The 15,021-nt window shown below is 73.2% G+C and carries 4 protein-coding genes; all 4 read right to left on the bottom strand.

The window, feature by feature from the left end; genetic code table 11:
• Positions 1–181: 181 nt before the first annotated feature.
• From OV208_RS05540 to OV208_RS05525, 4 genes are read right to left on the bottom strand one after another with little or no spacing between them, the layout of a single operon-like run.
• Positions 182–2,047, bottom strand: a complete 1,866-nt coding sequence (locus tag OV208_RS05540; RefSeq protein WP_267572744.1) for an SWIM zinc finger family protein — start codon at positions 2,045–2,047, stop codon at positions 182–184.
• Positions 2,044–8,574, bottom strand: coding sequence for a HEAT repeat domain-containing protein (locus OV208_RS05535; protein ID WP_267572743.1), 6,531 nt, complete (start codon positions 8,572–8,574; stop codon positions 2,044–2,046). Before OV208_RS05535 ends, OV208_RS05540 begins: the two co-directional genes overlap by 4 nt.
• A gap of 12 nt (positions 8,575–8,586) precedes the next feature.
• On the bottom strand, positions 8,587–11,313 hold the full coding sequence (locus OV208_RS05530) for a hypothetical protein (protein ID WP_267572742.1): 2,727 nt from the start codon (positions 11,311–11,313) through the stop codon (positions 8,587–8,589).
• Positions 11,314–11,369: 56 nt separating this feature from the next.
• Positions 11,370–14,720: a carboxypeptidase regulatory-like domain-containing protein gene (locus tag OV208_RS05525; protein ID WP_267572741.1), complete on the bottom strand. Its 3,351-nt coding sequence runs from the start codon at positions 14,718–14,720 to the stop codon at positions 11,370–11,372.
• Positions 14,721–15,021 lie beyond the last annotated feature (301 nt).

Genomic DNA, 15,021 nt, shown 5'->3' with positions numbered 1-15,021 from the left:
AACAGGCTACCTTGCGGAGAGTGTCCAGCATTTCAACCAGAGCGGCGCAACGCCGCTCCCGCGCTCGAGGCGCTAAGGCTGATGCGGTCCAGACCTCTCTCGACCACTCGTCATTCGTGTTTCGTCCGTCGCACCCATCCCTCCAGCCACCCCGTCGGCGGCCGGGCCGTTGGTTGAGGGTTTACACCAGAGTCGAGGCCGCGTCGATGTAGCCGTCCGCGGTCAATTTCTCCAGACGGCTGAAGTACGCCGTCCGGGCTTCCGTGTCCGAGTCGAACCACAAGCGCTGGTGGCGCGAGTCGCCCAGGCGCGGTCCCCACGCGAGGGCCACCACCTTGCCGTCCAGCGAGACGCGGTACACCTGCTCCAGACCCGTCGTCGGGTCGCGGCGCACGTACGAACGCGTCTCCGCGCGGATGAGCTTGCGGCCCTCCGGCGTCTGACGCAGCGCTTCCTCCTCCGTACGACGGCGCGCGTACGCCAGGCGCAGCGCGAGCATGTGTTCGCACGGGCCTTCGCGCATCCCGGAGCGACGGAAGTGCGGGCAGCCGCAGCCCGCGTCCTTCACGCGGCCCTCCAGGTCCAGCGTGAAGCTGGGGAAGAAGCTGCGCACGGCCTCGCGGTCCACCACCTCGCCCTGGATGCGCGTGCCCTCGCCCACGAGGTCGTGCACCTGGGTGAGCTTCACTTCGCCCGCGCCAGGGCCGCCGTCGCCCAACAGGCGGTGGGCGCGTGCCTCGCGCTCGTTGCCGTAGCGCAGCGCGGCCTCGTCCACCGGGGTGGGCATCAGCTCACGGGGGCGGTAGGTGCCGCGCGCCACGTCGAAGAGGACGCGACCGCGCAGGCACTCCAGTTGGAGCGCGGCGCGCACCTGGTCCTTCGCCGCGCCCGCGTCCTTCGCGAGCACGTCGAAGCTCAGCGGGCCGTCCGTGCGCAGGCGCTGGCGCAGCTTCTCCGCGAGGTGCTCCGGCACGTCGCGCGGCATCAGCGCGTCGAAGGCCGCGGCGCTGGACCAGCCGCTCTCCGTCCAGCCGGTGAGCCCCAGCGTCAGCGTGGCCACGCCCAGGTCGATGACCCAGAACACCGGCAGGCCCGGACCCATCAGCTGCACGTGCACGCTCTTCGCGTGGGGCAGCAGGCGCGCGAGCGCGGTGAGGCGATTGCGGCCGAAGGTGCGCACCACCGCGGGCGCGTGGCCCTGGTACGGACCGCCGTGGCACTCCAGCACCTGCTCCCACGGCTCCAGCACCATTCGGGGCGCGGCGCCGGGGACCAGCTCGAATCTCAGCGCGCGGGGCGCCTTCTTCGAGCGGCGGGTGCGCAGCGCGAAGAGCAGGTTGTACAGGTCGATGGGCGCGATGGAGCAGGTGGTGGCCGGCAGCGTCGCGGCCGATTGCACCTGGAGGAAGCCGCGCAGCCACGCGTGCGGCACCTCCACATTGCGCGGGGCTCGGGGGGCGCCAGGCTGGGGGGAAGCGGCCTTCGCGGACGGCGCGACGTGGGCCTCCAGCGTCACCGGGGCGTAGGCGCGCAGGCGGTCCAGACGGGTGGGCAGGTCCGCGGGCACGTCCAGGAAGGTGGAGCCGTGCGCGGCCTCGCGGTTGTCGAAGAGGCTGTTGTCGAAGGCCAGGCGCGCGTAGGCGCTCTCGTCGCGGGAGAAGACCTCCAGCGACACCTGGTCTGGATCCACGGTGAGGACGGGGTCCAGCACAGCGTCCTGCTTCTCCTCGCCTTCCAGCGAGCTGTCGAGGAACGCCTTCTGGGCCTCCCAGATTTGAGCGCTGGCGCGCTTGCCCTGCTTCATCAGGTACGCGAGGTACGCGGTGCGGTCGCGGCCCCGGTAGCGCAGGTCGCTGGAGAGCACCGCGAAGGCGGCGGCCAGCGCGTCGCGGAAGAGGGTGGGGTCCTTCACGCGGCCGCTGACGCCCACGGTGCCGCGCGAGCCCTCCAGGGCCAGCTGCACGCGCGAGGCGTCCGGGGTGACGACCACGTCGCTCGCGGCGGCGTAGTTCAGCGCGACGGGATGACGTGCGGTTGCGGTGCTCACGACGGTTGACCTTCCTTGCGGGCGCGCTCGGCGGCCCGGCGTGCACGTTTGTGGGCGCGGTAGGCCGCCTTGCGCAGCTCCACCGACTGCGACTTGTCGAAGGCCGCCGTCTTCAGCAGCTCCGCCGCCTCATCACCACCCAGCCGGCCAATCGCGGCCCACGCATCCTGCCGCACCTCCGGCTTCGCGTCGGACGCCACGGGCTTGAGCGGTCCCAGGTCCTTCTTCGCCAGCAGCGCCGGCACCGCGAGCCTGCGCGGCTCGCTGGCCGTCAGCAGGCCCGGCGCCACCTTCGCGCCCGTGGGGCCCATGGCCACCGGGTCGAAGGGCTTCACTTCCAGCGCCCAGGCAGCGGCCTGGTCCGGCACCAGCGCGGCCAGCACCGACGCGGCGGCGGAGCGCACCGGAGCGTCCGGATCCGCCAGCGCGGTGCGCAGGGCCTGCGCCTCGTTCGTCGCCTTCAGCCGTCCCAGCACGCGCGCGGCTTCCTGACGCACGCCCGCGGGGGCATGGGCTTCACCCTTGCGCAGGACTTCGGCGGACGTGGCGACCAGCTCCTTCGCGCCCAGCCGGGAGCCTGCCCACAGGAGGCGTTCCCAGGCGCTGGCCAGCGGCTCGCGCTTCGGGGGCGACGTGGCGGCCCAGGAGGCGGCGGTGCGCCGTTCGGCTGCGACGACCGCGCGGGTCAGGCTGGCGGTGTCCACCGCGCCCGTCGCCTGCGCATCGCCTGTCCAGGTGCCCACCAGCCGCGCGGCCTCCTCGCGGGCCTCGGGCTTGTCGTGGCCGACCAGCGCGATGACCTCCGGCAGGGGCAGCGCGCCCCGACGGGCGAGGCCTCGGCGCAGCCTCAGGCGCAGCTCCGCGTTCTCCAGCGTGGCCAGCCGGGGCACGAGCTGCGCCGGGTCGCCTTCGCTGGCGAGGTAGGTCGCGGCGGGCTCGGAGATGTCCTCCTGGGTGCTGGCCACGGCGAGGAACTCCACGCGCGTGCGGTCGTTCGGGAAGAGCACGTCCAGCGCCTTGCGTGCGGCCTCGCGCAGGTCGTCGTCATCCTCGTCCAGCGCGGCGGCCAGGGCCTTCTCCGCCTCCGGGTCGCCGAGCTTGCCCAGCTCCTGCGCCACGGTGATGCGCACCTCGTCGTCCGTGTCGGAGTCGGCGAGCAGCGCCTCCAGCTTCACCCGGGCGCGCTCCCCACCGATGGCGCGCAGGCCGCGCACGCCGGCTTCCTGGTGCTCGGAGGAGGTGCCCTCCACCGCGGCGACCTCCACCTTCTCCTCGATGCGGCGGCGCTCGTCGCCCTCGGGCAGCCGGCTGGCGAGCCGGCCCAGGGCCTCGATGGCGGCCAGCACCATCTCCTGCTCGGCTGGGGCGTCCGCGGTGCCTCCGCCCGCGATCGTCTCCAGCTCGGACAGGGCGCGGGCGTCTCCCAGGGTGCCCAGCGCGAGCAGGGCCCGGCCGCGCTCCTCGCCTTCACCGGCGCGCGCGTACAGCAGCAGGGGCCGCAGGGCGCTGGCCCTGCGCAGGTGCGCCACGCCTTCGGCCGCGGGCAGCATCAGTTCGCGGGCTCCGGCGCGGAGGATCTCCTCCAGCGGCTCCACCGCCGCGCCCTGCTCCACCACGCGCTTCGAGTAGCGCGCCACCGCTTCGGCGCGCACGGTGACGTCGCGGTCGGTGAAGAGCGCGACGAGCAGCGCGTCCTGGCCCTCGTTCTTGCCGTGTTCCAGCTCCGTGGCGGCGGCCTTGCGGACCTCCACGTCGTTGCTGCGCACGGCCACCTTCAGGAAGCGCACGGCGAGCGCCGCGTCGCGCTTCTTCAGGTCGCGCTCCCGCTCCTTCAGCTTCTCCTGCTCCGGCGGCCAGGTGAGCTGCATCGCGGCCGTCACGGTGGCGAGGCGCACGGTGGCGTTCTCGTCCTCCACGCTCTGGCGCGCGAGCACGTCCAGCGCTTCCGGACGGCGGGTGCGGCCCAGCGCGGCGACCAGCTTCGTGCGCTCCGGGATCTCCGTCGCCACGGACAGACGCGCGGCGAGCGCGGCCACGGCGGCGGAGGTTCCCAGCCGCGCCAGGGCCTCCTGTGCACGGCGCACCACCGCGGGCACTTCCGAGCGCAGGAAGGTGCCCAGCACCTCCACCGCCCGGTCATCCCCACGCCACGCGAGCAGCTCCGCGGCGCGCAGCCGCAGGTCCTCGTGTTCGCTGCCGGCCGCGCGGCCCAGGGCCTCGGTGACGCGCGGATCGTTGGCACCGGCCAGACGCTCAATCACGCCCACGCGCAGGTCGGCGTGCTCGCTGCCCAGCGCGGCCAGCAGCGGATCCAGGCTGCCCGCCGGGCTCAGCTTCTCCAGCAGCTCGAAGGCGGACTTGCGCACCTCCGGCAGCGGCGAGTTGAGCGCCGCCGTCACGCGCGGACGGGCCGCGTCTCCACGCTCCGCCAGCTCCTCCAGCGCCGCGCGGGCCACGTCCGGCGACAACGACGCCAGGGCCAGCGCCAGGGGCTCGTCGCTGCCAGCGGGGTACAGCTCCTTGAGGCCCGCGAGCGCCGCGCGTCGCACCAGTTGGTGCGGATCCTCCAGCGCGCGCAGCAGGGCGGCCACGGCGGCGGACGTGCCCGCGTAGCCCTCCAGGGTGAGCTTCACCACGCGGTCCACGGAGTCGCGGCGGACGCGGTGGCCTTCCTCGTCACCCGCGGACACCTGCCGCAGCAGGCCCACGTAGGCGCCGAACGCCAGCCGGCGCAGGTGCTGCCGCTCCGCCTGGGTCGCCGTCTGCGGCGTCGCGGTGCTGCCCTCGGGCGGCTTCACCGCGGAGAAGAGGCGGCGCAGCCAGCTCTTGCCCGTGGCGGACGCCGTGCCCTGCTTCTCCGGCGTGGATGGCTGCATCACGTGCGCCGCGCCCTCGGCCGTCTCCGGCTTCCAGGGCGCTTCCAGCGTGCGGGGCCGCGCGACCTTCTGCGCCTCGCGGAAGTAGTCCAGGGGCTTGTTGCGCAGCAGCAGCACCTGCGCCGCCGCGTAGCGCTGCTCCGGCTGGGCGCTGGAGAGCGCCTCGGCCAGACCCACCACGCGCTTGGCCCGGTCCTCTTCCGAGGGCCAGTCCTTCATGTCGCCGACCTTCTCCGGGCGCGGCGGCAACAGCACGTCCACCAGGTGCGCGCGGTACGCGTCCGGCTCCGTGCGCAGCTCCAACGCGCGCGCCGCCGCGTAACGCACTTCCGGACGGCCGCTGGACAGCGCGCTCGTCAGCAGGTCCGGCGGCTCGCCGTCGCGGCTGGCGCGCAGGTCGCGGGCGAGCACGATGGCGAACACCATCTCCTGCACTTCGCGCGCGGAGTCCTCCAGGCCGTGCAGCAGGCCACCGTCTCCCTCCGGGCCCAGGGCCGCGAAGGCGAGGATGGCACCCAGCCGGATGGGCAGGTGCTCATGGCGCAGGTTGCCGGTGAGCACCGGCAGGGCGCGGACATCGCCCAGGCGCGACAAGCCGTCCGCCGCCCACGAGCGCGCCGCGACCAGCGAGTGGCCCAGGGCGTCCAGCAGCGCGCCCTCGTCACCCCGACGGCTCGCGGTGGCGAGTCCACGCGCGCCCTGCTCCTGCAGGTCCGACAGTTCGTGCGGCAGGAGCACGGTGGCGTAGAAGCCCAGCAGGCGCCGCGAGCCCAGAGTGGCCAGCGCGCGCGATGCGCGGATGCGCAGCGGGACGAGGTAGCCGGGCGGGTAGAGCCGCTCCAGGTCCTTGTCGGTGATGAGCCCGCGCATGGGCTCGATGATGTCCTCCGCGCCGCGCGGGGCGAGCAGCTCCGCGGCCCGCACGCGCACCGGCAGCGCCGTCGCCGCGATGCCCGCGAGCAGGGGGCCGTTCTCGGTGGGGATGAGCTTGTCGAGCGCGTCCAGCGCGGCGACCGCCACCTCCAGGTGCTCGTCCTGCACGCGCTTGAGGAGCGCGGAGCGCAGGGGCTCCGCGGGCGCGTGGATGGAGGCCTTCGCCGCCTTCTCACGCAGGGCCGGGTGCGTGGAGCCGAGCGCGGCCAGGTGCGGCTCCGGCTTCTCCTTGCCCGCCAGCTTCACCCACGCCTCGTACGCGGCGGTGGCCACTGCCACGTCGCGGTCCTCCACGGACTTCTTCAGCCGGTTCAGCGCCCAGTCTTCCGTGCCGCGCTGGGCGAGCACTTCCACCGCGCGGTTGCGCAGGTCCGGGAAGCGGCCCGTGAGCGCCCGGTCCACGGCCTTCTCCGGCTCCTTCTCGTTCCACGCCCACAGCGTGCGGAACGCCTCGCCACGCACCTTGCCGGACTCGTCCTCCAGCGCGTTGCCCAGCAGCGGCTCCGCGCCCTCCGCCTTCGCGCCCAGCTTCACCAGCCGGTCCAGGCCGCGCACGCGCACGTCCTCATGCCCGGAGCGCAGCGCCGCCTCCGCGGCGGACAGGGGCGCGTCCACGTCCAGCGCCACCACCGCCTCCAACGCCGTGGCGCGCACGTCCGCGTCCGCGTCGTCCAGCATCCACACCAGCCGCTCGCGGGCGCGCGGGTCCTGCAACGCCTGGAGCGAGGCCGCCGCCTGACGACGGATGGCCGACTCGTCCTCGCGCGACAACTGCAACAGCGCACCCAGCGCGCGTCCATCTCCCAGTTGCGCCAGGCCGCGAGCACCGCGCACCGCCGTGTCCGGCATGCGGCACGCCATGGCGGCCAGCAGCGGCTCCAGGTCGGCTTCCGTCAGCGCCGCGCCCGCCGTGGCGTTGGCGAAGAGCTTCTCGCGCGCGGTGGCCAGCTCCGCGTCGGTGGTGGACTTCGCCTCCGCGTCCCCGGCCGCGCGCTTCGACTGGAGCATCAGCATGCGCGCCACGTCGCGCACCGAACGGGCGAACTCCTCGTCCTGCTTCTCCAGCGTGAGCGCCAGCGCCCGGCGCTCCAGCACGCGCACGGCGAAGGCCACGCGGCGCACGTCCCGGTCCGCGTCGTCCAGCGCGCGTGCCACCAGCGGCTGCATGCGCGGGTCACCCAGCAGGCCCGCCACGGAGGCGCGCAGCAGCACCTCCACCTTGAGGGGCGCGGGGCCACGCTCGAAGGCCAGCTTCAGGGGCTCCGTGCTGCCAGCAGGGGAGACGGCGACGAGCGCGTCCAGCGCGGCCTCGCCCACGGGCGCCTTGTCATCCGCGAGCTTGCCGGAGATGAGGCCCGGCACCAGCGGCGACGTGCCGCCCAGCTTCGCCAGCCGGCGCAGCGCCAGCACCCGCGTGTCCGAGAAGCGCGAGTCGAGCGCCGCGCGCGGTGCGGCCAGCGGCGACTCCGTCTCCAGCTTCGTCAGCGCATCCAACGCGGCGGTGCGCACGCCCACCACGTCGTCGTTGAGGCGCTCGCGCAGCTTCGCCCGAGCGGCGGTGCGACCCTGCGCGCCCAGCTCCGTGGCGGCGAGCTTGCGCACCTCCGCGTCCGCATCGCTGCTCAGCAGCGACAGCGCGAACTCCAGCGCCTCCGGCTCCAGCAGCGCGGCGGCCTCGCGCACGGCGGCCTCGCGGCGGGGACGGCCCGCCTTGCGCGCCTCGTTGAGCACGTCGAAGCCGTGCGTGTACGTGACCGTCTCGTCCGTGGGCTTGCCATCCGTGCCCAGCGTGATGCGCGTGACGGTGCGCTCATCACCAGCCACGAATACGAAGCCCAGCAACTGTTTCGCCTGACGGGGATTGGCCGGCGGCCCGAAGGCCACCGCGTGCACGGCCTTGGTGCCCAGCTCGAACGTGCGCGGCTTGCGACGCTCGTCCAGCCGCCACACCTTCAGCTTGCCGTCGCCCCCCACCGACGCGATGCGCTCCGCCGGATCCTGGCCTGCTTCCGCCGGGGGCGTGGGCGGGAACACCAGCCCCAGCACCGGGCCCGCGTGGCCGCTGTCCTTCTCGCCGCGCACCTCGAACTCCACCGCGCCGACCAGGTACCAGATGCGCAGCTTGCCATCGTCGCCCGCGGAGACCAGCCGCCCGTCGCGGGGCGTGAAGGCCAGCGCGCGCACGGCGCCCTCGTGGCCCGCCATGTCCCGCTGTGCGCCGGAGGCCACCGTGAACGAGCGCACCACGCCGTCATCGCCCGCGCAGGCGACGTACGTGTGCGTGGGGTCCACTGCCACCGTGCGCAGCGGCTGCGGGGACGCGCTCCACTCCTTCAGCTTGCGCGTGCTCTCCCAGTCCCACGCGCGCACGAAGCCGTCCACGCCGGCCGTGTAGAGCACCTTGCCGTCCGCGCTGGACGCCACCGCCGTGCATCCGCCCGGGTGCGCGCCGTGGAGCTGGAACTGCACCGTGCCGTCGGTGAGCGAACCGAAGCGCACCGTGCCGTCCGCGCAGGCCGCGGCGTAACGCTCGCCGGACAGCGCGAGCCCCAGCACGTGGGCAGGCAGCGACGCCGTCCAGAGGACCTTGTTGGTGCCGGGCTCGTACGCGGTGAGGCGGCTGTCCGGGGCGGCACGCGTGCCCCCCACGAGCAGCAGGCGGGCATTGGCCGCGAGCGCACGGACCTTCTCGATGTTGCCGATGGAGAGGTTGGCCATGGTGTCGTTGTCCTAGATGCCGCCGAGCTGCACGCCCGGGTGAGCCGCCTGCAATTGCACCAGCGAGGCCAGACAGCTCTGCCACTCGCCCTTCGCCACCGACCCGGTGAACTCGCCCAGCACGGGCGCCACCACGCGGGCGAAGCTCTCTTCTTCCAGACCCAGGTCCCGCACCAGCTCCACCACGCGGCGCTTGGCCACGCTCGCGGACAGCCGGCGCTGCACGTCGCCCTCGCGCGCTTCCTTCGCGCGCCCCGGCGGCAGGCCGAACAGCATGCGCCGCAGGAACGTGCGCAGCGCCTCCACGTCGGTGAAGCGCGTCGTGCCGCCCGCCTCGCGCGCGTCCTTGCCGCCGCCCGCGGGCTTCCAGTCCTCCGGCAGGTGCAGCGGCCGGTGCTTCTCCCAGAGCAGCCGCACCGCGAACAGGCCCACCTCGCGGTCCGCGCTCTGCATCAGCCCGGACAGCCGCTCCGCCCCGCCCAGCCGCGCGTAGTGCCGGCGGATGAGCTCCACCGCGACCTCGCGCGTGCTGCGCTTGGTGGACTCCGTGAGCGCGAACACCTTGCCCGCGTCCAGCTCCTCCGGCTGCAACGTGTGGCGCGCATCCGCGCCCGGCTCGCCCGCGTTCAGCAGGGCGTCATAGGCCAGGTTGCGGATCTCCTTCGCGTCCGAATCCGCCAGCTCGTACACCCGCGTCTGGTAGCCCCACGCGCGCAGCTCCGAGCGGGCGATGGTCAGCGCGAAGCGGCGCACGTCGTCGCGCGCATCGAACAGCGCGGGCCACAGCTTCTCCGGCGTGTACGCCTTGCGAGGCGCCCGGGGCTTGATGTCGTAGGACTTCGACTCCGGCTGCTCCGGCCCGATGCCCGGATGGTGGCAGCGCAGGTACGTCTGCGCGAACGTGCGCACCGGGGCCGGCTGCTTCGCGCCCAGCGCCAGGTCGAACAGGCGCTCCAGGCCCTGCGCCGCGTCGCCCGTGTCGCTGAAGTCCGCGGGCACCACGTTCTCCAGCAGGTAGCGGTGCCCGAAGTCGTGCAGCGTCGGGTCCGCCCTGCGCGCCAGCGCCAGCAGCCAGGGCACCGTGAGCTGCCGCGCGGTGAAGAGCTTGCGGTTGCCCAGGAGCGCCAGCGCCGTCTCGCGGTGCTTCGCGCTGAACACCAGCGCCTTCACCCGCTCCACGTCCAGGCCCGGCAGGCTGTCCGCGCGCGTGAGCCACTGCGCCGCCTGACGGCCCAGGCGCGGATGCGACACGAGGTCCAGCAGCCACTCCGGTCCGATGTCCGCCGGCTTGTACGTGCCCAGCGCCTTCATCGCCGCGTCCTCCACGATGCGCGGACGCTTCGAGCGCTTGGCCTCCGTCAGCGTCTGCTTCCAGAACGACGCGGGCATCTCCCCGGCGGCGTACTTGGACGCGATGTAGCCCGTGGCCCACTTGAGCTGTTCCTGCTGCCCGAAAAGCTGCTCGCGGAGGAAGTCCTGGGTGATTTCCGCCCGGTCGAAGGACTGCTCCAACGCCTTCGCCGCGAAGCCCGCCGTGGCCTTCGTGACGAGCAGCCGGCCCAACAGCTCCAGCCCCAGGTCGCGCGGCTTGCGCTTCTCCAGCGTGGCGGCGGCGAAGGACACCACGTCGTCCTCACCGTTCTCCACCAGCTCCGCGAGCCTCTCCGCGGACATGTCCTGCGCGTGGCCGCGCGCGTACTCGATGGCGTACGCCCGGGCCTTGTCGCTGGGGGACTCCAGGAGCGCGAGCACCGCGTCGTGCAGCCCGACGGCGCGCAGCTTGCCCTGGTGGAACTCCGGCGAGCCCTGGAGCGTCTCCACCAGGAAGTCGTGCGCGGTGCCCAGGGGCCGGCGCGCCAGCCGGTCCAGCCACGCGGGCGTCACCTTGCGCAGCGCTTCCGGGAAGTCCTTGCGCAGGCCCTGGATGGCGAACTTCGCGGCCGGGTCCGAACCGCACGTGTCCAGCAGGCGCATCAGCGCGTCCGGCGAGCGCTTCCACGCGTCCGGGTACATGCGCTGCTTCACCATGTCCGCGGGCGGCTGGATGGGGAAGCGCGTCGCGGAGTAGTTGCGGCTGTTGTGCGCCCAGACGTGGTGCGCCACCCAGCAGGACGACCACGAAGTGTCCGGCTGGTAGTGCCGCAGCACCTCCACCGCGAACTGCGGGTAGAGCTCCGGGACGGCCGCGCCCAGGTGGCGCAGGAAGCGCCATGCGCGGCGCTGGAGGTAGGTGAGGGTGCCGCTGCCCACCTCACGCGAGCGGTGGCTGCCGCGCTCGGTGTCGAATCTCCACGCCAGCACGCCGAACATCTCCGCGTCGTGGCGCGCCTCGGCCAGCTTGTAGATGCGCTTGAGGCCGGCCCAGAGGCCGAACTTCAACGGCGCTTCCTTCACCAGCGTGAAGAGCGCGGCCCGCGCGGGCTCGCTGTTCTTCTCGTACAGGGACACCAGCATGTCCGCGAGCGCGAAGCGCGCGGGCATGGGCACGTCCTTCTGCGCGAGGAAGCGCTGCCACGCCTCATGCGAACCCTGGCGGCGGCCGGCCTTCTCACCGCGCTGCTGCGCCTGCGTGAGCAGGGACTTCAGCGCGTCGAAGTCGAGCGCGCCCTGCGGCAGCGGCGTGTCCGACGTCTTGTCCGGCTGGTCCAGGAAGGCCAGCACGGCCTCGGCGAGGTCGGGTGCCTCCGCCCTGGCCAGACGTTCGAGGTCCGTTGCGCTCAGCGCGTCGCTCGGGGTCATGGGTCCGGGGGTTTAACACAGCTCTCCATCACCAGAAGGCCCTGATGACCCAGGCATCACCAGGTGATGGTGGGCACCTGCACCTCCTGCTCGGCGGCGGTCCCCACCGTCACGTCCTGCCGGTACGTCAGCCACTTCCCGTTGCCCCGGTGGTGCAGCACCATCAGCGTGTAGGGCCCGGGCGGCACGTTGCTCCACGTCTCGTTGCTGGAGGCCGTGCGCAGGCCCTTCCCGCGCAGCTGCCCCGCCGCGTCATCCGAGCCCGGCAGCGGCACCATGCCCGGGAAGAGGAGCACGAGTCCCTGGGCCCCGCGCTCTCCCCAGCGCACCGTCACCGTGGCGCCCTTCGCGGCCGCGAGCAGCTCCACCCGGGTGACGCGATGCGCCTCGACGCGCACCTTCTGGTAGGGCGCCGCGTACGGGCCATCGCTGGAGCGCAGGCCCACCAGGTAGTCACCAGGCTCCAGCTCGCGGAAGACGGTCCGCGCGTCATCGTCGGGGAGATAGTCCGTGACCTCCTGGTCCCGCTGCGACCGGACCGACACCATGGAGGGGTAGGGCTTGCCCTGCGCGTCCTTCACCGTCACTTCCAGGCGGGTGTCGCCCTGGAGGCGCAGTTCGAGCGTGTCCTCGGTGGGGCCCAGCGCGCGCTCCAGCGTCGCGTACTCTCCCGCCCCGGTGTGCCGCGCGGTGAGCCGGTACGGCCGGGACTCCACGGAGGGCAGCGTGAAGGTGCCATCCCGGGCGGTGGTGGCGTCCAGGAAGCCGCCGGAGACCTCGTAGATGTCGTACTTCTCCCCCGACTCCTCCTCCGCCGCGGCCTTCAGCTCCTCGGGGGGGAGGGACAGGGAGAGCTCCACGCCCTCCAGCGGTTCGCCGGTCGCGTCGTCCACCACGCGGCCCCGGACGGCGTGCCCCGCTTCGATGCGCACCTCGCCCAGGTCCACGTCGCGTCCGGCGGGGACCCGCACGTCGCGCTGGGTGAACGCGTGGCCCGGGGCCTTGAAGGTCAGGTGCTGGAGGCCGGGCTTGTCCACGAAGACAGTGAAGGCCCCGCGTGGGTCGCGCACGGGCTCCTCGTTCAGGTCGAAGCGCGTGATGGGCGCCCCGTTCGGTTTCACCAGCCGCCCGGTGATGCGGCTCTGGGCGGTCAGGACGACGCGCACGGCCATGTTCCCCGCGCGAGCGATGACCTTGGGGTCTTCCTCGTCCGGCTCCCACCGGCCCATCCGCAGCCCCCCGAGCAGCTCCTCGGTCCCTTCGTCGTCTTCGTCGACCTCGGGCTCGGGCTTCGCGGGGGGCCGGGGCATCGCGTAGCCGGGCTTCGTCGCCGTCAGTTCGTAATCCCAGTCCCGGGCCAGCGGCTCCAGGGCGAATCGGCCGTCGGGCCCCGTCTTCGTCTCCAGGGGGGAATAGGAACGTCCCCCACTGCCCGCCTCCTCCTTGGCCACGGCCTCCACGGTGACGCCCCCCAGGGGCAGGCCCTGGCCATCCACCACCACGCCGGCGATGCGTCCATCCAGGTCCAGGTGCAGCGCGAGCTCCACGGTCTCCGAGCCCCGCACCCCCACGCGCTGGGGCATCAGGCGCTGGTAGCCGCCCTCGGAGGCCTGCAGCCAGACGGCGTAGTTGCCCGGTGGCACGCCCCGGATGGTGAAGGTCCCTTCCTCTTCGGTGGAGCCCGCGAAGGCGACGCGTCCGTGGTCTTCCGGGTCGTCCTCGTTCACGCCGCCCTTCGTCAAGGTGACGTCCACCTCCTTGACGGGGACGCCGCTGGAGCTCGTCACGGTGCCTCGCACCGTCGCGCCGGAATCCAGGGTCACCTTGAGTCCGGAGGTGGGGGCCTGGACCTGGAGCTCGCGTCCCAGGTAGCCCTCCGCTTCGACGGCGACGATGCCGGCCATGGCCTTCTCCATCTTGATGACGAAGTGGCCCGTGTCGTCGGTCGTGGCGTCGAAGGTGCGCGGGCGCCCGTGGTGCGTGCGGATCCGGTACCTCGGCGGGGACGCCGCCTCCTCCTCGGGTGAGGCCCGCAGCGACAGGGAGGCCTCCTTCACCGGCTGGCCCTGGGCATCCACGACCTGGCCCTCCACGATGACCGCGGGGGACAGGACGAACTCCAGGGGCGGGGTGTCGCGGCCCACGGTCCGCTCCTCGGTGAGGTCCAGCATCCGCTCGGCCTCCACCTGGAACCGGTAGGCGTGTTCCGCCAGGGGGCCCAGGCGCACGTGGCCTTCCGCGTCGGTCCGCTGGGTCTTGCTCGTGCTCAGGCCCACGCTCCACAGGCCCCGGTCGAAGGTCTCCTGGTCGACGGCGGCCACCACGGCGTCCCGCACGGGACGGCCCTCGGTGTCGCGCACGGTGGCGTCGACGAAGAACGCGGAGCCCAGGTGCAGCGTCACCTCGGCTTCGGGCTGGTGCTCCGTCAATTCCACCTGGGCCAGGGCCCGCTGCCCGTCGTGCTCCACGGTCATGCTGTAGGCGGAGGGCAGCAGGTTGTCGAAGGTGAAGCGCCCGTCGGCGTCGGTGACGGCGATGCGGTCACCGGCCTGCTCCAGCACGGAGACGCCCGGGACGGGACGCTCGCCGTCCAACACCTGGCCCACGATGCGCCGGGGCGGGTGCAGCACCAGGTCCTCTTCCAGGGCCTCCGGCCCCAGGTCCTGGAGCCACGTGGAGAGCTTGCCAGGGTGCGCCGCGGCGAGGGTGTAGTTGGCCTGGGGCAGGGGGCCCACGGCGAAGCGGCCCTCGGCGTCGGCGACCGCTTCGAAGTAGCGCGCGTTCCCGGTGTGCAGCACCGTCAGCCGGGTGCCGGGGAGCGGGGCGCCGTCCTCGTCCACCACGCGGCCGGAGAGCTTCAGGGCGGGGGAGAGCACCAGCTTCAGGTCCTGGGTGCCGGTGGCGACCTTCTCCTCCAGGGCCGCGCCTTCGGGACCCAACGCCCACACGGCGACGGTGCCTTCGGGCAGGCCCTCCAGGGTGAAGGTGCCGTCCTGTGCGGACGGGGTGCGGGTGAGCACGAAGGCCGAGCCCCGGCGCGAGGCCACCATCTCCAGCGCCCAGTCCCAGGCGGACGCGGTGTCGCAGTCCCCGGCCGACAGGGGGACGGCGGGATCCGTGTCGCACGGCAGCTCCGACAGCGTCTCGCCCGGCAGGGGCACCGAGGCGGAGACCTCCACGCCAGCGGCGGGCTGGCCCCGGGCATCCAGGACGCGGCCGCGCACCTGGAGGGCTCCCCGGGGCGGCGCGGGGGGAGGGGCCGACAGCGGCCGGCGCACGGGCCTGGACGTGGCGGAGGTCGCGTCCTTCGGGGCGGAGGCCGTGGGGCCCAGCCACCAGAAGATGCCCGCTCCGACGAGGAGCAGGAGCAGCACTCCCCCAATGACCACCGCCGACGGCTTCCGCATGGCGCCCCTCCAGGGTGGGCGACTGTAGCAGCAGGGCTGACGTGGACCGCGAGGGGGCGCGTTCAGCCCGGTGCGTCAGGGGGGCGGACGAAAAAAGCGGGGGCCGAACCAAGGATTCCAGCGGCCGACGTATTTGGAGATGAGGTGGGAGTGACGGTGGCAGAGCCGTCGTCGCTCAAGGGCTTCGGGCGCAGAGCGTCCTGGGCGGAGGGGGGAAGGGTTCTGGGGGTCGATCTTCCGGAACTCCTCAAGGTTTTCGACAGTCGTCGTCTTGAAGGCACAAGCAGGACGGAAGCGGGTC

The organism is Corallococcus sp. bb12-1, from assembly GCF_026626765.1.
GTDB lineage: Bacteria > Myxococcota > Myxococcia > Myxococcales > Myxococcaceae > Corallococcus > Corallococcus terminator.
This window is presented reverse-complemented; position numbering and strand designations above follow the sequence as displayed.

Coding starts and splice junctions, on each gene's coding strand:
- OV208_RS05535 (WP_267572743.1), bottom strand. CDS start 8,574: ATGGCCAACCTCTCCATCGGCAACATCGAGAAGGTCCGTGCGCTCGCG.
- OV208_RS05530 (WP_267572742.1), bottom strand. CDS start 11,313: ATGACCCCGAGCGACGCGCTGAGCGCAACGGACCTCGAACGTCTGGCC.
- OV208_RS05525 (WP_267572741.1), bottom strand. CDS start 14,720: ATGCGGAAGCCGTCGGCGGTGGTCATTGGGGGAGTGCTGCTCCTGCTC.